The organism is Brachybacterium phenoliresistens, assembly GCF_039530785.1.
Lineage (GTDB): Bacteria > Actinomycetota > Actinomycetes > Actinomycetales > Dermabacteraceae > Brachybacterium > Brachybacterium phenoliresistens.
This window is the reverse complement of record NZ_BAAAOW010000002.1, coordinates 512640-533201: the sequence shown is the minus strand read 5'-3', so window position 1 is coordinate 533201 and position 20562 is coordinate 512640. Positions and strand designations below refer to the sequence as shown.

Annotated in this window: 17 protein-coding genes; 9 read left to right on the top strand and 8 right to left on the bottom strand. The window is 73.8% G+C overall.

The genetic code is table 11. From position 1 onward, the window contains the following. Positions 1-6 precede the first annotated feature (6 nt). On the bottom strand, positions 7-1401 hold the full coding sequence (locus tag ABD234_RS06820) for an L-serine ammonia-lyase (RefSeq protein WP_344354705.1): 1395 nt from the start codon (positions 1399-1401) through the stop codon (positions 7-9). After that, on the bottom strand, positions 1398-3098 hold the full coding sequence (locus ABD234_RS06815; protein ID WP_344354704.1) for a DEAD/DEAH box helicase: 1701 nt from the start codon (positions 3096-3098) through the stop codon (positions 1398-1400). Before ABD234_RS06815 ends, ABD234_RS06820 begins: the two co-directional genes overlap by 4 nt. A 59-nt stretch (positions 3099-3157) precedes the next feature. Here ABD234_RS06815 and panD point away from each other — a divergent pair, with 59 nt between their 5' ends. The 4 genes from panD to ABD234_RS06795 all read left to right on the top strand — a co-directional run bounded on the left by panD (position 3158) and on the right by ABD234_RS06795 (position 9058). After that, positions 3158-3583 (top strand): aspartate 1-decarboxylase, encoded by a 426-nt coding sequence (gene panD, locus ABD234_RS06810; RefSeq protein WP_038374104.1) that lies wholly within the window; start codon positions 3158-3160, stop codon positions 3581-3583. A 52-nt stretch (positions 3584-3635) separates the two neighbouring features. After that, on the top strand, positions 3636-4562 hold the full coding sequence (locus ABD234_RS06805) for an AEC family transporter (protein ID WP_344354701.1): 927 nt from the start codon (positions 3636-3638) through the stop codon (positions 4560-4562). A 251-nt stretch (positions 4563-4813) separates the two neighbouring features. Continuing rightward, on the top strand, positions 4814-7774 hold the full coding sequence (leuS, locus tag ABD234_RS06800) for a leucine--tRNA ligase (protein ID WP_038374107.1): 2961 nt from the start codon (positions 4814-4816) through the stop codon (positions 7772-7774). A gap of 99 nt (positions 7775-7873) precedes the next feature. Next, positions 7874-9058, top strand: a complete 1185-nt coding sequence (locus ABD234_RS06795; RefSeq protein ID WP_344354700.1) for a hypothetical protein — start codon at positions 7874-7876, stop codon at positions 9056-9058. A gap of 60 nt (positions 9059-9118) precedes the next feature. Here ABD234_RS06795 and clpB read toward each other — a convergent pair whose 3' ends face one another. Beyond that, entirely contained in the window at positions 9119-11758 is a 2640-nt protein-coding gene (gene clpB, locus ABD234_RS06790; RefSeq protein ID WP_038374110.1) for an ATP-dependent chaperone ClpB, read from the bottom strand. Positions 11759-11961: 203 nt separating this feature from the next. On the opposite strand from clpB, the gene ABD234_RS06785 reads away from it, so the two are divergent. Beyond that, positions 11962-13362 carry a PrsW family intramembrane metalloprotease gene (locus ABD234_RS06785; RefSeq protein ID WP_038374112.1) on the top strand — a complete coding sequence of 467 codons (1401 nt, stop codon included), beginning with the start codon at positions 11962-11964 and terminating at the stop codon, positions 13360-13362. Positions 13363-13454: 92 nt separating this feature from the next. Here ABD234_RS06785 and ABD234_RS06780 read toward each other — a convergent pair whose 3' ends face one another. From ABD234_RS06780 to ABD234_RS06765, 4 genes are read right to left on the bottom strand one after another with little or no spacing between them, the layout of a single operon-like run. Beyond that, a complete protein-coding gene (locus ABD234_RS06780) occupies positions 13455-13916 on the bottom strand; it encodes an RNA-binding S4 domain-containing protein (protein WP_084148643.1) in 462 nt (153 codons plus the stop codon). Further along, positions 13913-15406, bottom strand: a complete 1494-nt coding sequence (locus ABD234_RS06775) for an amidase (protein WP_344354695.1) — start codon at positions 15404-15406, stop codon at positions 13913-13915. The genes ABD234_RS06780 and ABD234_RS06775 overlap by 4 nt, the downstream gene beginning before the upstream one ends. A gap of 48 nt (positions 15407-15454) precedes the next feature. After that, on the bottom strand, positions 15455-15946 hold the full coding sequence (locus ABD234_RS06770) for a low molecular weight protein-tyrosine-phosphatase (protein ID WP_344354694.1): 492 nt from the start codon (positions 15944-15946) through the stop codon (positions 15455-15457). Beyond that, positions 15943-16296, bottom strand: coding sequence for a GNAT family N-acetyltransferase (locus ABD234_RS06765; RefSeq protein WP_344354693.1), 354 nt, complete (start codon positions 16294-16296; stop codon positions 15943-15945). The genes ABD234_RS06770 and ABD234_RS06765 overlap by 4 nt, the downstream gene beginning before the upstream one ends. 25 nt (positions 16297-16321) lie before the next feature. Between ABD234_RS06765 and ABD234_RS06760 the strand changes: the two genes are divergently transcribed. The 4 genes from ABD234_RS06760 to ABD234_RS06745 are packed head-to-tail and all read left to right on the top strand — an operon-like array spanning position 16322 to position 19032. Continuing rightward, complete coding sequence (locus ABD234_RS06760) at positions 16322-16690, top strand: DUF952 domain-containing protein (RefSeq protein ID WP_038374116.1); 369 nt, start codon at positions 16322-16324, stop codon at positions 16688-16690. A gap of 40 nt (positions 16691-16730) precedes the next feature. After that, complete coding sequence (locus tag ABD234_RS06755; protein ID WP_038374117.1) at positions 16731-17351, top strand: L-threonylcarbamoyladenylate synthase; 621 nt, start codon at positions 16731-16733, stop codon at positions 17349-17351. Further along, positions 17348-18070 (top strand): response regulator transcription factor, encoded by a 723-nt coding sequence (locus tag ABD234_RS06750; RefSeq protein ID WP_038374119.1) that lies wholly within the window; start codon positions 17348-17350, stop codon positions 18068-18070. Before ABD234_RS06755 ends, ABD234_RS06750 begins: the two co-directional genes overlap by 4 nt. Next, positions 18067-19032 carry a sensor histidine kinase gene (locus ABD234_RS06745; protein WP_156954183.1) on the top strand — a complete coding sequence of 322 codons (966 nt, stop codon included), beginning with the start codon at positions 18067-18069 and terminating at the stop codon, positions 19030-19032. Before ABD234_RS06750 ends, ABD234_RS06745 begins: the two co-directional genes overlap by 4 nt. Here the strand turns inward: ABD234_RS06745 and ABD234_RS06740 are convergent. Further along, on the bottom strand, positions 19010-20560 hold the full coding sequence (locus ABD234_RS06740) for a molybdopterin-dependent oxidoreductase (protein WP_344354688.1): 1551 nt from the start codon (positions 20558-20560) through the stop codon (positions 19010-19012). The two genes, ABD234_RS06745 and ABD234_RS06740, sit on opposite strands and share 23 nt — an antisense overlap. Positions 20561-20562: the final 2 nt, after the last annotated feature.

Genomic DNA, 20562 nt, shown 5'->3' with positions numbered 1-20562 from the left:
ACGCCGTCAGCACTCCGGCAGGGACACCGGCACCGCCGTGACGGCGAGCCCTCCCATGGCCGTCTCCTTGTAGCGCTCGGACATGTCGCGGCCCGTCTGCCGCATCGTCTCGATGACGGTGTCCAGGGACACGAAGTGCTCCCCGGTGCCGCGCAGGGCGAAGCGGGCCGCGGTGATCGCCTTGACCGCCGCCATGGCGTTGCGCTCGATGCAGGGGATCTGGACGAGACCGGCGATCGGGTCGCAGGTCAGGCCCAGGTTGTGCTCCATCGCGATCTCGGCGGCGTTCTCGACCTGGGCGGGCTTGGCGCCCATCACCTCGGCGAGGCCGGCGGCGGCCATCGAGCATGCCGACCCCACCTCGCCCTGGCAGCCGACCTCGGCCCCCGAGATCGAGGCATGCTCCTTGTACAGCGAGCCGATCGCCGCCGCGGCCAGCAGGAAGCGCACCGCGACCTCGTCGGGGTCGACATCGGCCAGGTAGTGGGTGGCGAAGTGGAGGACGGCCGGGATGATCCCCGCCGCGCCGTTGGTCGGGGCGGTGACCACTCGGCCACCGGCGGCGTTCTCCTCGTTCACGGCGAGGGCGGCGAGGGAGACCCATTCGAAGGCGTTCATCGCCAGGCGCTGCGGGTCCTCGGCGCTGAGGGACTCGTACCAGGGCGCGGCGCGGCGAGGCACCTCCAGCCCGCCGGGCAGCACGCCGTGGGTGCGCACGCCGCGGTCGATGCAGTCGCTCATCGCCCGCCAGATCCTCAGCGCCCCGGCGCGGATCTCCTCGTCGGTGCGCCACTGCCGCTCGCGCTCGAGCATGGCCTCGGAGATCGAGATGCCGCGCTCCTCGCATACCTGCAGCAGCTCCGCCCCGGTGGTGAAGACGCGGCGGCCCTCCTCCTCGGCGACGACGGAGGCGATGGGCTGATCCATGTCCTCGGCGTCGACGACGAAGCCGCCGCCGATGGAGAACAGCTGCCGGCGCACGAGCTCGGTGCCGTCCGCGTCCAGCGCCACGAAGGTCATGCCGTTGGAATGCTGCGGCAGGAAGGTCAGCGGATGCAGGACGATGTCCTCCCCGCGCAGCGCCACCTCGCGCCGCCCGTCCAGGCGGAGCCCGCCGCGCTCGGCGATGTCCGCCACCCGTGCCCGGCCCGCGACCGGGTCGACGGTCTCCGGGTCCGCGCCCTCGAGGCCCATGATGATGGCGTCCAGGGTGCCGTGTCCGTGCCCCGTCGCCGCCAGGGAGCCGTACAGGTGCACCTGCACATCGGCGACCCGGTCCCCGATCGCGGGGTCGTCCAGCACCTCCTGCGCGAAGCGGCTCGCCGCGCGCATCGGTCCCACGGTGTGGGAGCTGGACGGTCCGATGCCGATCTTGAACAGATCGAACAGGCTGACGCTCACCGCCCGCCTCCTCGACGCGGGGGCTTGCCGCCGCCGGGACGCTGTCCCCTGCCCCCGGCGGGGCCCCGGCCCGAGCCTCCGGCGCCGCGGCCCCCGGCACCGCGCCCGCCGGTGCCACGGCCCTCGGACCCGCGACCGCCGAACTCGCGGCCGTCGGCCGCGCCGGCCCGGCCGCCGGGGCGACGGCCGCGCCCCCGGGAGCCGGCACCGCGCCCGGCGGCGCCGCCGGCGCGTCCTGCGGAGGCTGCGCCGCGGGCGGCCGCCCCGGTGCCGCGGCCGCCGGACCGGCCCCCGGCTCCGCCGCGTCCTCCGCCGGCGGGACGGCGCCCGCCGCGGGCCCCCGCGGGTGCCGCGCCCTGCTGCTCCTCGTCCCAGGAGGCGCGCAGCTCCTCGTTGGCGCGCCGGTCCTCGGCGAGCTTGCGGTTGGCGCCGCCCTTGCGCCCGAAGTCGAGCTTGCGGGGAGCGCCCTTGTGCTTGATACGCGAGGGATCCTCGGCGGGCTCCCCGGAGGGGGTGCGGCCGCCGAGGTCGATGAGGGCCTGGGCGGAGGCGTCGCGGACCTCGGACTCGACGGGCTCGACCTCGGCGCCGCTGATCACCTCGCGGACGGGGCCCAGCTGGTGCGGCAGGGCGAGGGTGACGACGGTGCCCTCGGCGCCGGCGCGGGCGGTGCGCCCGGAGCGGTGCACGTACTCCTTCACGTCCGTCGCCGGGTCGACGTGGACGACCATGGTGACGTCGTCGATGTGCAGTCCGCGGGCGGCGACGTCGGTCGCCACCAGCACGGGGAACGCGCCCTCGCGGAAGCCGGCCAGGACGTTGGTGCGCAGGCCCTGCTGCTTGTTGCCGTGCAGCGCCGCGGCCGGGATCCCGACCTCGATGAGCTCCTGGGCGACGCGCTCGGCCCCCAGCTGGGTGCGGGTGAACATCAGGGTGCGGCCGCGGCGGGCCCCGAGCTGCGCGGTGATCTGGCGCTTCTGCTTGGGGTTGATCGCCAGCAGACGATGGCGCATGGTCTTGACGGCCGCGGCGACGGGCGTGGTCTCGTGGGCGACCGGATCGACCAGGAAGCGGTCGATGATCTGCTCGACCTGGCCGTCCAGGGTCGCGGAGAACAGCATCTTCTGCGTGCCCATCTCCGTGTGCTCGAGGATCTGGGTGACCTCGTCGAGGAAGCCGAGGTCGGCCATGTGGTCGGCCTCGTCGATCACCGTGGTCTCCACGCGGTCCAGGAACAGCGCCTCGCGGGCGGCGAGGTCGATCAGCCGGCCCGGGGTCGCCACCACGATCTCGACGCCCCGCGCGAGGGCCTCGGCCTGCTTGTCGATGTTCATGCCGCCGGCGACCAGCTGCGCACGGATCCGCATGGCGCGGGCGAAGGGGTGGAAGGTGTCCACGACCTGCACCGCGAGCTCGCGGGTGGGGACGAGGACGACGCCCAGGGGGCGCCGCTTGTGGACCTTGCGCCCCCGGAAGCGGGCGGTCATCGCGAGCGTGAAGGCGAGCGTCTTGCCGCTGCCGGTCTCGGCGCGGCCGAGCACGTCCCGGCCCGCGAGGGCGTCGGGCAGGATCGCCTCCTGGATCTCGAAGGCGCGCTCGAGCCCCTGATCGGCGAGAACCTCCAGGAGCTCCTCGGGCAGGGCCATCTGGTCGAACCGATCGCTGCGGTGGGGAGATCGGCGACGGGCCTTGGGCATGGTGATCCTCCTGACGGTTCTGACACGTCCATCATCGCGCATGGAAGACTGGGCGCACGATGATGCGCACACTCATGACCTCGAAGATCCACCGTGCGACGGTCACTCAGGCCGATCTGCACTACGTCGGCTCGATCACCATCGACGCCGATCTGCTCGATGCTGCCGGAATCCTGGAGAACGAGCAGGTCACGATCGCCGACATCGACAACGGCGCCCGCCTGGTGACGTATGCCATCGCCGGCGAGCGCGGCAGCGGTGTGATCGGCATCAACGGTGCCGCAGCTCACCTCGTCGCCCCCGGCCACCTCGTGATCATCATGGCCTACGGCCTGTACGAGGACGCCGAGGCCCGCGCGCACCGCCCCCGGGTCGTGCACGTGGACCGCGGGAACCGGATCCTCGCCCTCGGCGAGGACGCCGCCGAGCCCGTGCCGGGCGACGCCTCCCAGATCTCCGGCCGCGAGAGCGCCGGCGTCCGATGATCCCCGCGCGCGCCCCCCGCCGGTCGCATCGGCACCGAGGGGGCCGCGCCGCATGACGGGCGTTCTGTCCGGTTTCCTGATCGTCTGGAGCCTGATCGCGATCGGCTGGGCCGTGGGCCGCACCGGCGTCCTCGGCGACCAGGCGCGGTTCGTGCTGAACCGGGTGACCTTCTTCCTCGCCTCCCCGTCGCTGGTGCTCACGGCGCTGCTCACGAGCGATCTGCGCGAGGTGCTGTCGACCCCGATGCTCGTCGCGGGCCTGTCCGGTCTCCTCACCGGGGCGCTGCTGCTGGTGGGGCTGCGCCTGCTCACCCGGCGCCGCGGCGCGGACCTGGTGGTCGCCGCGATCTCCGGCTCCGTCGTCAACGGCGCCAACATGGGCTTCCCGATCGCCGCCTACGTGCTGGGCGACATCTCCCATGCCCTGCCGGTGATCCTCTTCCAGCAGGCCGTGTACACGCCGCTGTACCTGTTCGTGCTGCACCGGGTGACCTCGGAGTCGAGCCCCGGCCTGGGCGGGGTGCTGCGCAGCCTCGGCGCGAACCCCGTGATCATCGCCTCGGCGCTCGGCATGGTGCTGGTCGCCTCCGGCGTGCAGCTGCCCGAGGTCGTCCTCGAGCCCTTCGAGGCCCTCGCGGACATGGCGATCCCGGGCATGCTGCTCGCCTACGGGATCTCGCTGATCGGTTCGGCGCCGTATGCCAAGGACGCCGGGTACCGCGGGCTGATCGCCGTGTCATCGGGCGCGAAGCTGCTGGTGATGCCGATCATCGCGCTCGGTCTCGGCGCCCTGCTGGGCCTGCGCGGCCATGACCTCTACGCGGTCGTGGTGATGGCGGCGCTGCCCACCGCCCAGAACGTGTTCGTGGCGGCCTCCCGCTACGAGGCCGCGGAGGAGCTCGCCCGGGACACGGTCCTGACCACCACCGTGGGCACCGTGGCGGTCCTCCTGCTGCTCTCCGCCGTGCTCGGGGTGTGAGCCGGGTTGGTCGCCGGCGTCCGGCGGCGTAGGATCGGAGCGTGGCTCGTCGACTTCTGCTTCCGTAGCCGCGTCGTACCAGGCCTGCTCGCCGTCGCTCCCGCGCGGAGCGTCCGGCCGGCGGCAACGACGCGGCTCCCCTCGTGCGCACGAGGGTTTTTTCATGTCGGGCCCCCGTCGGCCCGAGCAGCGCGGACGCAGCCCGCGAGGACGACGACATCCCCACCCACACGCAGGAGCGAGGAGCACCCATGACCGAGGCGCCGTACCGCTACACGGCACAGATGGCCGACGAGATCGAGCATCGCTGGCAGGACCGCTGGGAGGAGCAGGGCACCTTCCATGCGGCCAACCCCGTCGGGCCGCTCGCCCAGGACGGCGCCGAGCTGCCCGCCGAGAAGGCCTTCATCATGGACATGTTCCCCTACCCCTCCGGGTCGGGGCTGCACGTGGGCCACCCGCTGGGGTACATCGCGACCGACGTCGTCGCCCGCCATCAGCGGATGCTGGGCCGCAACGTGCTGTACACGATGGGCTACGACGCCTTCGGCCTGCCGGCCGAGCAGTACGCGATCCAGACGGGGACGCATCCGCGCGTGACGACCGAGGCGAACATCGCCACCATGCGCCGCCAGCTGGCGCGCATGGGCCTGTCCCATGACCGCCGCCGCGAGCTGGCCACCACGGACGACGAGTTCGTGCGCTGGACCCAGTGGATCTTCCTGCAGCTGTTCGACTCCTGGTACGACCCGGACGCCGAGAACGTCGACGGCATCGTCGGCCGCGCCCGCCCGATCGCGGAGCTGAAGGGCGCCATCCAGGACCGCGAGGTCGACCCGTGGGAGCTGGCCGAGCGCCAGGGCATCGAGCTGCCCGAGTACTGGCGCGGACGCAAGCCCTCGGCCGAGCACTGGGACTCCCCCAAGCGGATCCCCTTCGACTTCCTGGTCCAGTACGAGCCCGAGCACATGCAGGAGCTGGTGGACTGCTTCCGCCTGGCCTACATCTCCGAGACGCCCGTGAACTGGTGCCCGGGGCTGGGCACGGTGCTGGCCAACGAGGAGGTCACCCCCGACGGCCGCTCCGAGCGCGGGAACTTCCCCGTCTTCCGGCGGCGCCTGCGGCAGTGGAACATGCGGATCACCGCCTACGCCGATCGTCTGGTCGACGACCTGGACCGGGTGGACTGGCCCGAGTCGGTGCGCGCCATGCAGCGCAACTGGATCGGCCGCTCGCGCGGCGCCGAGATCACCTTCGAGGTCGAGGAGGCCTCCGACGCGCCCCCGCGGAGCTTCGACGTGTTCACCACCCGCCCCGACACGCTGTTCGGCGCGACGTTCACGGTGCTCTCCCCCGAGCACGAGCTGCTGGCCGATCCCTCCACCCTGCCTGCGGCGTGGCCGGAGGGCACGCGGGAGGCCTGGACCGGCGGCGCCGCGAGCCCGCGCGAGGCCGTGGCCGCCTACCAGGCGCGCGCGGCCGCGGCATCGGCCGAGGACCGCACCGCCGAGGACCGCGAGAAGACCGGCGTGTTCACCGGCCTGTTCGCCGTGAACCCGATGGACGAGCGCCGCGTGCCGGTGTTCACCGCGGACTACGTGCTGACCGGCTACGGCACGGGCGCCATCATGGCCGTCCCCGCGGAGGACCAGCGCGACCACGACTTCGCGACCCGGTTCGAGCTGCCGATCATCCGCACCGTGCAGGTGCCGGAGGACTTCGTCGAGGGGCAGGCCTACACGGGCCCGGGCGAGAAGATCAACTCCGCCCACGGGGATCTGGATCTGAACGGCCTGGACGTGGACACCGCCAAGGCGCGGGCCATCGACTTCGCGCTGGAGAAGGGCTTCGGCAGCGCCCGGACCACGTACCGCCTGCGTGACTGGCTGTTCTCGCGCCAGCGCTACTGGGGCGAGCCGTTCCCGATCGTGTACGCCGAGGACGATCCCGACCGCGCGATCGCCCTGCCGCTGGACCAGCTGCCGGTCCCGCTGCCCGAGCTGGAGGACTTCTCCCCGCGCACCTTCGACCCGGAGGACGCGGACACCGAGCCGCAGACCCCGCTCTCGCGCAACGAGGACTGGGTGCACGTCACCCTGGACCTGGGCGACGGCCCCAAGCGCTACCGCCGCGAGACGAACACGATGCCCAACTGGGCGGGCTCCTCCTGGTACGCGCTGCGCTACATCGACCCGACGGACGAGTCCGCCCTGGTCGAGCCGGCCAACGAGGAGTACTGGATGGGGCCGCGCTCCGAGGGCGGCACCGGCGGTGTGGACCTGTACGTGGGCGGCGTCGAGCACGCGGTGCTGCACCTGCTGTACGCCCGCTTCTGGCACAAGGTCCTGTTCGACCGCGGCATCGTCTCCAGCCAGGAGCCGTTCCACAAGCTGTTCAACCAGGGCTACATCCAGGCCTTCGCCTACACCGACGAGCGCGGCTTCTACGTGCCCGCGGCGGAGGTCGTCGAGGGGCCCGACGGGACCTTCACCCACGCCGGGAAGCCGGTGACCCAGGAGTACGGGAAGATGGGCAAGTCGCTGAAGAACAGCGTCTCGCCCGACGAGATGTACGCCGAGTACGGTGCGGACACCCTGCGCGTGTACGAGATGTCGATGGGCCCGCTGGACCTGTCCCGCCCCTGGGAGACCCGCGCGGTCGTCGGCTCCCAGCGCTTCCTGCAGCGCCTGTGGCGCCTGGTGGTGGACGAGGAGACCGGAGAGGTCGTCGTGACCGACGACCCGGCCGATGTCCCCACCCGGCAGGCCGTGCATCGCACCATCGACGGCGTGCGCCGCGACATGGACCAGATGCAGTTCAACACGGTGATCGCGAAGCTCATCGAGCTGGTGAACCACCTGACCAAGTCCGGGGTCTCGCCCCGGGAGGCGGTCGAGCCGCTGGTGCTGATGGTCTCGCCCTTCGCCCCGCACCTGGCCGAGGAGCTGTGGCAGCGCCTGGGCCATGGGGACTCCCTGGCCCGGGCCGCCTACCCGGTCGCCGATCCTGCCCTGGTGAAGGCCGATGAGGTCACCTGCGTGGTGCAGATCAAGGGCAAGGTGCGCCACCGCCTGGAGGTCGACGCGGAGATCGGCGAGGCGGAGCTGGAGCAGCTGGTCCTGGCCGAGCCGCGCGTGCAGGAGCTGCTGGAGGGCCGGAGCGTGCGCAAGGTGATCGTGCGCGCGCCGAAGCTGGTGAACATCGTCGTGTGATCCTCGAGGGGGCGGACCGCTGGTCCTCCCCGGACGACGGTTATCCACATTCCCGGAGCCGGGGATGATGTCGTGCCGCGACGCGCCTAGCGTCGCGGCATGACCTCTTTCCTGGGCTGCATCCCCGAGCAGATGCGCGAGCTGAACGACCTGATCCTCGAGCGGACGGAGCAGATCCGCGACCTCCTCGAGGGCCTGGGGGTCCTTTCCGGCGCGGTCGGCTGGACCGGGCCCGATGCCGAGGCCTTCCGTGACCGGACCGGGGCGGTGATCGCCCGGGGCGGGGCGACCGCCGCGATGCTGCTGCGCCGCGGGCAGGAGCTGGCCGCCCAGGCCGAGGCGCAGGACGCCGCCAGTGCCCCGGACCGCGGCGCCGTCCCGGGGGCCGAGGGTCCGGGCCCTCGCGGGTCCGCCCTGCCCGAGATCCTCATGGGCCCGACCTCTCCCGGCGGCCCCGCCGGCGGTCCCCCGCCGGCCTCCGGCACCGGGACCTGGCAGGAGACGCTGCGCGATCGCGGCGGCATCGGGCAGCCGCTCGCCGCCACGCCCCAGGAGCTCGAGCGCCTGCGCGAGGCCGGGACGGCGGCCCTCGAGGATCTGCGCACCCCGCGTCCCGGGGTCCCCGCCGAGGAGGGCGGGCTCCGCTACGACGAGGACATCCTCGCCGGCGCCGAAGGGTTCCGGACCCTCGCCCTGCGCAAGGTGCCGGGGCTCGGCCTGCTGCAGGGGGCGAACATCGGTCACGGGAAGATCGAGACCGCCCTCGAGGACGCCGAGTCCTGGCTGATCGCCCACGGGCACGAGGAATGGGTGCCCGCCCTGGACCTGGCGAGCATGCCGGTCACCGTGGGCGGGGCGCTGGTCGGGGACGAGTCGGTGCTGGGGCAGTCGCTGCGCGGGATCGACCAGACCCTCGCCAACCGGGTGCAGACCACCGGCGCCGTGGGCTCGGAGCTGCTGGAGGGCGACCTCGGCGGCGCGGCCCGCGAGCTGGAGTACGGGATGCTGCGCGACATCGAGAACGCCTCCCTGCTCCTGGTGCCGGACCCCACGCGGGCGGTCCTCGGTGCGGGTGAGGAGCTGCTGCACGACATGGCGGACGCCAGCGAGCCGATCGCCCCGGCCCCGGTCTCCGAGCAGATCCACGCGATGGCCGACGGGGTCGGCGGCTTCAAGGACCAGATGGAGGAGGCGCGCGGGCTGCTCACGGACCCGCAGGAGCTGCTGCGCCGCCGCCGCGAGCACCTTCCCCTGCCCTGGGACCCCGCCCCCGCCCAGGGGTGAGGACGGGGCCCCTCTGAGCCCGCGGACCGGCGCGGTCGCCCTCCGCCGGTCCGCGGAGGCTCAGGCGGCGGGCTCGGCGTCGGCCTCGGCCGCCACCGACAGCGCCAGTCCGGGCCCCTCGCCGGACCCGCCCTCGGCCCGATCCACCAGGACCTCCTGGCCGTCCGCGACCTCGCCGCGCAGGAGCATGCGCGCCAGGGCGTCGCCGATCTCCTTCTGCACGAGGCGCTTCAGCGGACGCGCGCCGTAGGCCGGGTCCCAGCCCTCCGCCGCGAGCCAGTCGATCGCCGCATCGGTGACCTCGAGGCCGATCCGGCGGTCGGCCAGACGGTCCGCGACCGAGCGCACCTGCAGGCGCACGATCCGGGCGAGCTCCTCCCGGTCCAGGCGGTCGAACATCACGACGTCGTCGAGGCGGTTGAGGAACTCGGGCTTGAAGGACGCCCGCACCACGTCCATCACGGCCCGCTCCCGGGCGGCCTCGTCCAGGCCCTCGTCCAGAAGGAACTGCGAGCCCAGGTTCGAGGTGAGGATGAGGATCGTGCTGCGGAAGTCGACGGTGCGCCCCTGGCCGTCGGTCAGGCGGCCGTCGTCCAGCACCTGCAGCAGGATGTCGAAGACGTCCGGGTGGGCCTTCTCGATCTCGTCGAGCAGGACCACCGAGTAGGGACGGCGCCGCACGGCCTCGGTGAGCTGACCGCCCTCGTCGTAGCCGACGTACCCGGGCGGGGCCCCGACCAGGCGCGAGACGGTGTGCTTCTCGCCGTACTCGGACATGTCGATGCGGACCATCGCGCGCTCGTCGTCGAAGAGGAACTCGGCCAGCGACTTCGCGAGCTCCGTCTTGCCCACGCCCGTCGGCCCCAGGAACAGGAAGGAGCCGGTGGGCCGGTTCGGATCGGAGATCCCGGCGCGGGCACGGCGCACCGCGTCGGCGACCTCCGTGACCGCGCGCCGCTGGCCGATCAGCCGCCGCCCGATGAGGTCCTCCATCTCCAGGAGCTTCTGGGTCTCGGACTGCAGCAGCCGGCCGGCGGGGATCCCGGTCCAGGAGCCGACGACCTCCGCGATGTCGTCCGGGCCGACGCGCTCGGACACGAGCGGCCGCTCGTCCTCGAGGACGCCGCCGGCCTCGCGCTCCTCGGCGTCCTGCAGCTCCTGCTTCAGCTGCGGGATGTCGCCGTAGAGGATCTTCGAGGCGGCGGTGAGGTCGCCCTCGCGCTGGGCGCGATCGGCCTGCATGCGCAGCTGCTCGAGCTGCGCCTTCAGGTCGCCGACGAGGTTCAGCCCGGCCTTCTCCCGCTCCCAGCGGGCCGCGAGGGCCGTCATCCGCTCGGTGCGGTCGGCGAGCTGGGCGCGCACGGACTCCAGCTGCGCCCGGCTGCCGGGGTCGTCGGATCCCTGCAGGGCCAGCTCCTCCATCTTGAGCCGGTCGACCTGACGGCGCAGGATGTCCAGCTCCACCGGCGAGGAGTCCAGCTCCATGCGCTGGCGCGAGGCGGCCTCGTCGACCAGGTCGATGGCCTTGTCCGGCAGCTGGCGTCCGGTGATGTAGCGGTCGGACAGGGTCGCCGCGGCCACCAGCGCGGAGTCGGTGATCGAGACCTTGTGGTGGGCCTCGTACTTGTCCTTCAGGCCGCGCAGGATGGTGATGGTGTCCTCGACGCTGGGCTCGCCGACGAAGACCTGCTGGAAGCGGCGCTCGAGCGCCGGGTCCTTCTCGATGTTCTCGCGGTACTCGTCGAGCGTGGTGGCGCCGACCATGCGCAGCTCGCCGCGGGCGAGCATGGGCTTGAGCATGTTGCCGGCGTCCAGGGCGCCCTCGGAGCCGCCGCCCGCCCCGACGACGGTGTGCAGCTCGTCGATGAAGGTGATGATCTGCCCGTTGCTGGTGCGGATCTCGTCGAGCACGGCCTTCATCCGCTCCTCGAACTCGCCGCGGTACTTCGAGCCCGCGACCATCGAGGAGAGGTCCAGGGAGATCAGGCGCTTGCCGCGCAGGGACTCGGGAACGTCCCCCTCGACGATGCGCTGGGCGAGGCCCTCGACCACGGCGGTCTTGCCGACGCCGGGCTCGCCGATGAGCACCGGGTTGTTCTTGGTGCGGCGCGAGAGCACCTGCACCACCCGGCGGATCTCGCTGTCACGGCCGATGACGGGGTCCAGCCGGCCCTCCCGGGCCTGCTCGGTCAGGTCGATGCCGAACTTCTCGAGGCTCTGGAAGGTTCCCTCGGGGTTCTGGGTGTCCATGTGCGCTCCTTTCTCGGTGAGCGATTCCGCGGCGGAACGAAGGGCCTCCGGCGTCGCTCCCGCGGAGGCGAGCAGTCGCGCGGCGTCATCCGAGCCGAGCGCGATGCCGATCAGCAGCTGCTCGGTGGACAGGTAGGTGCGTCCCTGGGCGTCGGCCTCCCGGCGGGCGGCCTCCAGGGCGTCGTAGCCGGAGCCGACGAAGGTCGGATGCTCCGGGGCTCCGCTGCCGCTGACCGAGGGCAGAGCCCGCACGGCGGCGTCGGCCGAGGCGGCCGTGGCGGCGGGGTCGACGCCGACCTCCGCGAGGAGGGCGCGGCCGATCCCGTCCTCCTGCGTGGTCAGCGCCCACAGCAGGTGCATGGCGAGGATCTGCGGATTGCCGAGCTCGACCGCCCGCTGGGCGGCGGCGCTCACGGCATCCTGCGAGCGGGTGGTGAATCGGAAATCCACGGTCGTCCTTCCGGTGTGCGATCAGCAGTACACGAGGTGCAACGACACCCGGGTTGAGTCTATTCCGCTCAACTCTGGGGAGGGGGCGGACGGCGCGCGCCGCCCGAGCGCCGGACCGACGGCGTCCCGCCCCGCTACTATCGCAGGGTGCGAGGCGGCATCCGTGCCGTGCGCCCCCGTTCGTCCCCGTCGCGAGGTCCTCCATGACGCATCCCCCGCAGCAGCCTCCCCCGTCCGCCCCGCAGCATCGACCCCGGCCCGGAGCCGCGCAGCACCCCTCCGGGGCCCCGCAGTTCCAGTCCAGCCCGCAGTACGTCGACTACGGCCTGCCCCGGCTCTACGACACCTCGGTCCGCCCGGCCGGCCCGCTGACCGCGGCGCGCTTCGCCCCCGCCCCCGTGCAGGCGCCGCCGCAGGCCCAGCCGCAGTCGGCCTGGGCCACCCAGACGCGCCGGGTGCAGCAGCTCCAGGGCAAGGGCGACCAGTACGTCCCCGTCTCGCGCGTGCTGGCGTGGATCCTGGTGGCGCTGCTGGGCATGGCCCTGCTGGTGGTGCTGGCGTTCTTCTTCTTCCTCTACGCGATCTCGACGACCTCGAGCCCGCTGTGGTGGCTGGGGTACGTCATCATCGCCGGCTTCTCCCTGGTGGTGATCGCCGGGGTCATCTTCCTCGCCGACCGCTGGGATCCGCAGCCCATCCCCCTGCTGCTCAGCGCGGTGCTGTGGGGCGCGGCGATCGCCGTGGCGATCAGCTTCGTGGTCAACACCCTGGTGGGCGAGATCGCCTATGCGGTCAGCGGCTCCGAGGTCGTCTCGAGCTTCGTCGGCGCCGTGATCAGCGCCCCTCTGACGGAGGAGACCTCCAAGGGGCTCGGCCTGGTCGTGCTGTTCCTCATCGCCCGGCGCTACTTCAACGGCCCGCTGGACGGCCTGCTGTACGGCGCGCTCATCGGCGGCGGCTTCGCCTTCACCGAGAACATCCTCTACTACGGCCGGGCGCTGGACGGCGGCGGCATCGGCGGTCTGGCGGTGCTCGGCGTGATCCGCGGCGTGATCGGGATCTTCGGCCACGCGATCTACACGTCCCTCACCGGCGTGATCATGGGCCTCGTGGCGCGCAAGTGGGGCACCCTGCCCGGCGCGCTCGTCTTCCTCGTCGCCACCTGGCCGGGCATCGCCCTGCATGCCCTGTGGAACGGCAGCTCCTTCCTCTTCCCCAGCCTGTGGGGGCTGATCCTCATGCTGATCATCGAGATGTGCCTGTCCGCCGTGTGGCTGGGGCTGATCGGGCTGCTGGTCTGGGACGAGTCCCGCCTGACCCGGGTGCGCCTGGGCGACTACGCCAACCGCGGCTGGCTCACCCATGAGGAGGTCACGATGCTGGCCACCTGGAAGGGCCGGCGCGAGGGCAAGCAGTGGGCGCGGCAGATCGGCGCCCTGCCGACGATGAAGAGGTTCATCCGCGAGTCCGCGGACCTCGCCTCGGTGCGCCAGCGGCTCATGGCCGACGGCGCCAACCCCAAGGTGGTCCGGCACGAGCAGCAGCTGCTCACGCGCCTGACCGCCAACCGCCAGGCGCTGGTCTCGGCGTCCGGCGGCGCCTGAGCCGCCCGGTCCGGCCCGCCCGGGGGTCTCCGTCCGGCCGCCCGGGGGCCTCCGTCCGGCCGACTAGGGCCTCCGGGCGGCCGCCGGCGGCCTCAGTCCGTCTCTCCCCCGGAGCGGTCGAGCTCGTCGCGGCCGCGCAGCCGATCCATCTCGCGCCGCTCCTTCTTCGTGGGGCGGCCGCTGCCTCGGTCCCGGCGGGGCGGGGCCGCGAGCAGCTGCGGGGGCGGCGGCGGGGTGAGGTCCTCGTAGTTCGCCCGGGCCACGGGCGCCCCGACGCGCTTGCGCAGGATCCCGCGGATGACGAGGATCCGCTCCCGGCCCGGGAAGCGCACCCGCAGCTCCTCCCCCACCACGACCTGCTGGGCGGCCTTGGCCGGCTCCCCGCCCCGGCGCACGTGCCCGCCGCGGCACGCCGCGGTCGCCGCCGAGCGGGTCGGGAAGATGCGGGCGCTCCACAGCCACACGTCCAGCCGCACCGACCCCTGGACCTGCAGGGGCACGGCGGGCGCGGGATCGGACCCGGGCGACGGAGGCGGGGCGGGGGCCGAGCTCATGCGGCGACCTCCCGCACCAGCGGCCACGGGTCCTCGGCCTCGAGCAGCTCGGCCAGGGCGAGCACGAGCACGTCGTCCCCGGCCCGGACCGCGCCGATGTGCGCGCCGAAGGGCAGCTGGGTCCCGTCGATCTCCTCCCGGTGCACGGGCACGGAGATCGCGGCACGGCCGGTCATGTTCCAGGTGCTGGTCCAGGGGGTGAAGGCGCACTGGGCGTCGAAGTCCGCGGCCGGATCGGCCAGCTGCAGATCGGCGGGGAAGGCGGGCGGGCCGCTGAGGGACGGGGTCAGCACCGCATCCACCGAGGCGAAGGCCTGCCCGACCGTGCGGGCGAGGGCCTGCATCCCCGCGAGCGCCGAGGAGACGGCGACGCCGTCGTATGCGCGGCCCTGCGCGCGCAGCCACCGGGTGAGCGGCATCAGCTGCTGCTCGGCCTCGGGCGGCAGCGGGATGGAGGCGGCGCCGACGGTCCACAGCGGCATGAAGGTGCGCCACTGCTCGGGGGTGAAGGGGGCCGAGAGCTCGACCAGCTCGTGCCCGGCTCCGCGCAGCGCCTCGCTCGCGCGCTCGACGGCGCGCAGCGCGGCGGGGTGGACGGGGGTGTCGATGTTCAGCGGCTGCGTGAGCACGCCGATGCGCAGCCCGCCGCTGCCGTGGGCGGCGCGCGCCCCGCGGCGGCCCTGCGCCTGCTCGCGGCCCTGGAGCGCCGCGAGGAAGCCGCCCGGCGGCAGCGGCGCCGGGTAGGCGTCGCCCGGCCGGGAGCCGGCGATCGCGTCGAGGCCGGCGGCGACGTCGCGGACCGTGCGGGCGATCATCCCGTCGCTCACCAGACCCGGCCCCTCGGCGCCGTAGGGGCCCGGGGAGACGACCCCGCGGGAGGGCTTCATCCCGACCACGCCGCAGCACGCCGCGGGGATGCGGACCGAACCGCCGCCGTCGGAGCCGTGCGCGAGGGGCACGATGCCGGCGGCGACTGCGGCGGCCGCCCCGCCGCTGGAGCCGCCGGCGGTGCGGCGCAGGTCCCACGGCGTGCGGGCCGGCGCCGCGTGGGCGGGCTCGGTGTAGCAGGGCATGCCGAACTCGGGGGTGGAGGTCTTGCCGATGGTGACGGTCCCGGCGTCCTCGAGCAGGGCCGGGACGCCGTCGGTGACCTCGGCGATGGTCCCGCGCAGCACGGCGCTGCCGGCCTCGAACGGCTCCCCGGCGATGCGGCTGAGGTCCTTCACGGGCACGGGTACGCCCAGCAGCGGCGACCGGCGCGCGAGCTCCGCGGCGGCGGCCGGATCGGTGCGGGCGGCCTCCAGGCGGGTCTGCGCGCGCTCGGCCTGCGCGCGGGAGCGCTCGGCGAGCAGATGCGCGAAGGCCCCGGTCGGCGCGGCCTCCTCGCGCGCCGCCCGCAGCACGGCCTCGGTGTGCTCGCGAGCGTCGGCCTCGCCGCGGCGCAGCGCTGCGGCGAGGTCGAGGGCGCTCAGGTGCCGGGTCTCGGTCATCGTCTCCCCTGCTCGGTGGTCAGCCGCCCTGCGGCGGCGGCCCGGTGGTCAGTGCCGGCGCGAGGCCAGCTGCTCGCGCACGTGCTGGACGACGCCGTCGGCGGCGGCCTCGATCTGCGCGAAGCAGGTCTCGAAGTCGCGCTCGTCGCCGTACCAGGGATCGCGGATCCCGGCGTCGGCGCCGACCTCGGGGTCGAAGGTGCGCATCAGGTGCAGCCGCCCCGCGATCGTCGCTCCTGCCTCGTCCCGGATCGGCTGCAGGTGGTCGTGGTCCATGGCGAGGATGAGGTCCGCGTCCTGCAGGGCGCGCCGGGTCATGCGGCGGGCGCGATGCTCGTGGGACGCGATCCCGTGGGCGTCCAGCAGGGCCCGGGCGCGCGGGTCGATCGGCTCGCCCTCCTCCCAGCCGGTGGTCCCGCAGGAGGCGACGCGCACCTGGGCGGCGAGGCCCTCCGCGGCGAAGCGCTCGCGCAGCAGGAGCTCCGCCAGGGGCGAGCGGCAGATGTTGCCCGTGCACACCGTCAGGACGAGGTAGCTCACGGTGCCGGGTCCTGGGGAGCGAGCAGATCGGCGTAGTCCTCATGACGTGCGATCCATCCGGCGGCGAACCAGCAGGTCGCGACGACCTTCCCGCCGTGGGCGCGGACGTCGTCCAGGGCGAAGCGGACCAGGCGCGAGCCGAGCCCCTCGCCGCCGTGGTCCGGGTCCACGATCGTCGAGCGCAGGTCGCGGACGAAGCCGCCGCCGGGGATCGGCTCGTCCGCATAGGCGAGCACGGCGAGGACCGACGCGCCGCGCAGCAGCTCGTAGCGATCACGGTCGGGATCGTGGACCAGGCGGTCGTCGCCCGCGGCCGAGCCGCCATCGGTGGTGCCGGACGTCGTCTCCATGGTCCATCACGGTACACTGCCGCTCATGCCCGCGCCCCTGATCTGGCACATCACCGAACTGGCCGCCTGGGAGGACGCGGTTCCCCGAGGTGTCTACGAGCGGTCCACCCGCGGCCGAGACCTCGGCGAGACGGGCTTCATCCATGCCACCCTGCCCGAGCAGATCTCCGTGGTCGCCAAGCGCGTCTACCCCGACCGGCCGGACGGTCTGGTGATCCTCGAGATCGACGTGCACCGCGTCGAGGAGGCCGGGGTGATGGTGAGCTTCGAGGAGGACACCATCGGCACCAGCGGCCAGGCGTATCCCCATATCCACGGCCCCCTGCCCATCGGCGCCGTGATGCGGCTGCGCCGCACGAAGTGGCTCGGCCGCGAGTTCGTCGTCGTCGCCTAGCGCCGTGGTCGCGCGAGGCGGTGCGGACGTACCATCGAGCATGGCCCGATACCTCGACATCCATCCCGTCGACCCGCAGCCGCGCCTGATCGAGCAGGCCGTGCGGATCCTCCGCGACGGCGGCCTGATCGCGTACCCCACGGACTCCTGCTACGCGCTGGGCTGCACCCTGGACAACGCCGACGGCCTCGAGCGGATCCGGCGGATCCGCCAGGTCGGTCAGAACCACGACTTCACCCTCGTCTGCGCGGACTTCGCCCAGCTGGGCCAGTTCGTGATCATCTCCAACCCGGTGTTCCGCCTGGTCAAGAACTCCACCCCGGGCCCGTACACCTTCATCCTCCCGGCGACCAAGGAGGTCCCCCGGAGGATGTCGCACCCGAAGAAGAAGACGGTCGGGGTGCGCATCCCCGAGCATCGGGTGGCCCATGCCCTGGTCGAGGCGCTCGGCGAGCCGATCGTCTCCTCGACCCTGCTGCTGCCCGGGCACGAGGAGCCGCCCAGCGAGGGCTGGCAGGTGCAGGACCTGCTGGACCACCAGCTCGAGGCGATCATCGACTCGGGCGAGGTCGGCATCGACCCCACCAGCGTCGTGGACGTCTCCTCCGGCACGGTCGAGGTCCGCCGCGAGGGCGCCGGGGACGTCGCGCACCTGCTGTGAGCGCCCCGCCGTCCGCGCCCCGGGTGCTCGTCGTCGACGACGACGCCGTGCTGCGCTCGGTGCTGCGGGACTACTTCGAGGCCGATGGCTTCGAGGCCACGCCCGTCGGGGACGGGCCCGCGGCCCTCGAGGGCGTCCGGACCCTCGACCCGGACCTGGTGATCCTGGACCTCTCCCTGCCGGGGATGGACGGCCTCGAGGTGTTCCGGCGCCTGCGGGCCGCCGGCTGCGGCACCCCTGTGATCATGCTGACCGCCCGGGCGGAGCAGCCCGAACGGATCCTCGGCCTGGAGATCGGGGCCGATGACTACGTCGCCAAGCCCTGCTCCCCGCGCGAGGTCGTGCTGCGGGCCCGCTCGGTGCTGCGCCGCAGCGCCGCCGCGGCCGCGGCCTCCTCCGGCGCCGCCGAGGCCCCGGCGGTGCTGCGCGACGGGGACCTCGAGCTGGATCCGCGCGCAGGCACCGCGACCCGCGCCGGGGCGCCGCTGCCGCTGCCCCCGCGCGAGTTCGCTCTGCTGGAGAGGTTCCTGAGCCGGCCCGGGGAGCTGCTCGAGCGCGATGAGATCCTGCGCAGCGTGTGGCACTGGGAGTACGGGGACCCCTCCACGGTGACGGTGCACGTGCGCCGGCTGCGGGAGAAGGTCGAGGAGGACCCGGCCCGCCCGCGGCGGCTGGTGACTGTCTGGGGGCGCGGCTACCGATGGGATCCGGCGCGGTGAGCGCCGCCCTGCTCACCGCGCTCGCGGCGGCGGTGCTCACGGGGGCGGCCGGTTCTGTCCTCGCCGTGGTGCTCGCCCGGCGCCGCCTCGCCTGGGCGGTCGTGGCGGCGCCGCTGGCCGCGGTCGCCGCGGTGGCCGCCGGCGTCCTCGCCGGCACCCGGCTGATGCTGTTCGGCCCCGAGCCCTCGCGCCAGCTCACCTCGATCGTCGTGGTCTCGGCGGCGGTCGCCGTGGCCGTCGGCGTGATGGTCTCCTGGCAGGTGGCCCGCGCCGAGCGCGCCCGGGAGGCCGAGCGCATGCGCCAGGAGCTGGTCAGCCACCTCTCCCATGACCTGCGCACCCCGCTGGCCGGGATCCGGGCCATGTCCCAGGCGCTCGAGGACGGCGTCGGATCGGAGCGGGAGGCGTACCCGCGCCGCATGCTCGCGCAGATCGACCAGGCGATCACCCTGGCCGACGACCTGCTGTCGCTGTCCACCTACCCGCTGCCCCGGCGCCCCCGGGAGGAGGTGCGCCTGCACGATCTCGTCTCGGACGCGGTCGCGGGGCTGCGCGCCGAGGCCGACGCCGAGGGCGTGGAGATCCGCGGAGAGGTGCCCGCGCACCTGCAGGTCCCGGCCGATGCCCGCGAGCTGCTCCGCGCCGTGACGAATCTGCTGGTGAACGCGGTGCGCCACACGCCGGCCGGCGGCGAGGTGCTGGTGTCGGCGCGGGAGGAGTCCCGGGGCCGCGTGGTGCGGGTCCTCGTGCAGGACTCCTGCGGCGGCATCGACGAGGAGACGCGGCGGCGCATGTTCGATCCGCTGTGGCGGGGCGATGCGGCACGCAGCCCGCAGCGGCCCGGCGCCGGTCTGGGGCTGGCGATCGTGCGCTCGGTCGCGAGCGCGCACGGCGGCTCGGTCGCCGCCCGCAGCGCTCAGGACGGCTGCGAGGTGTCCTTCACCCTCGCACGTCCACGCTGATGCGGTGGTACCCCTGCGACCCGTTCGGGGCGGGCGGGGCGACCTCTGCGCTCTGCAGCTCGCCGGAGGCATCGGCCGCCCGGGCCGCCAGCACGTGCTCTCCCGGGGCCAGCTCGAGGCGCACCACCCACTGGCGCCAGTAGTCGGCATTGACGTCCTCGGACAGCTCGGCGTCGATCCAGGGGCCGTCATCGACCTGCACCTGGACGGCGCCGACGCCCCGGTGCACGGCCCACGCCACGCCCGCCACCGCGACCCTGCCGTCGGCCCCGGGCTCGGCGCGGCCGTTGCCGCGCGGGGTGTCGATGCGCGCCGAGGTCTTCACCGGCCCCTTCGCGGACCAGCCGCGGGTGGTCCAGTAGGCGACCTGCTCGGCGTAGGTCCCCACGCTGAGCGTCGTGAGCCATTTGGTGGCCCCCACGTAGCCGTACAGCCCCGGCGTGAACAGCCGGGCGGGGGCGCCGTGCTCCGGGCTGAGCGGCTCGCCGTTGATGGCCACCGCGATGAGGGCCTCGCGGTCGTCCGTCAGCGCCTCCAGCGGGGTGCCGGCGGTGAACCCGTCGACGGAGGTGGACAGCACCTGGTCGGCGCCGCGGAGCGGGACCGCGCGCGCGAGCAGGTCCCGCACGCGCACCCCCTGGAACCGCACGGAGCCGATGAGGTCGCCGCCCACCGGGTTGGACACGCACAGCATGGTCGCATCGTGCTCGACCATCGGCATCGCCATCAGCTCGGGCAGGGTGATCTCATAGGGGTTCTCGACCATGCCCTCGATCCGCAGGCGCCAGGTCTCGGGGTCGTACCCGGGCACCACCAGCGCGGTGTCGATGCGGTAGAGCTCATCGGCCGGGGTGCGCAGCGGGCTGATGCCCTCGACGTCCAGGCCCTCCGGCAGCTCCGGGGCCTGCACCTCCGGCTCCGGGACGGCCACCAGCTCCGGGGTGACCTGCGGTGCGGGGCGCAGGGCACGGCCCAGCAGCGGCGCGAGCGCGCCGAGCGCCCCGAGGCCCGCGCCGGTGGCCAGCAGACGCCGGCGCGAGGCGCCGCCGATGGCCGCAGGATCCGCCTGCTCCTCCTGGGCCCGCAGCAGCTGGGCGCGCAGCAGGCGGAGGGCGCCGATGCCGCCGGCGGCCAGGACCAGCCCCGCCACCAGCGATGACGGCGCGACGGCGACACGCAGCAGCGCGGCGAGGATCGCGATGGCGCCGACCGCTGCGATCCAGATCGTGGCCCAGCGGGCCGTGCGGGCCAGGCCGGAGCCGATCACGGCGGTGATGGCGAGGGTCCCCGCGAGCACGCAGCCGATGAGGAAGGGCTTGTCCGCCGTCCCCAGCAGCCCGATCACCAGGTCCTTGACCGGCGGCGGGGTGAGGTCGATGGTCACCGCCCCCACCAGGGACACCGGGGAGGTGCGGGGCTGGACGAGGGCGGCGGCGAGCTCGGCGAGACCCAGGCCCAGGCCCGCCGCGACCGCCGTCGTCAGCGCTCCGGCCACCCGTGCGCCCCCGGCCTGCGAGCTCGTGCTCATGC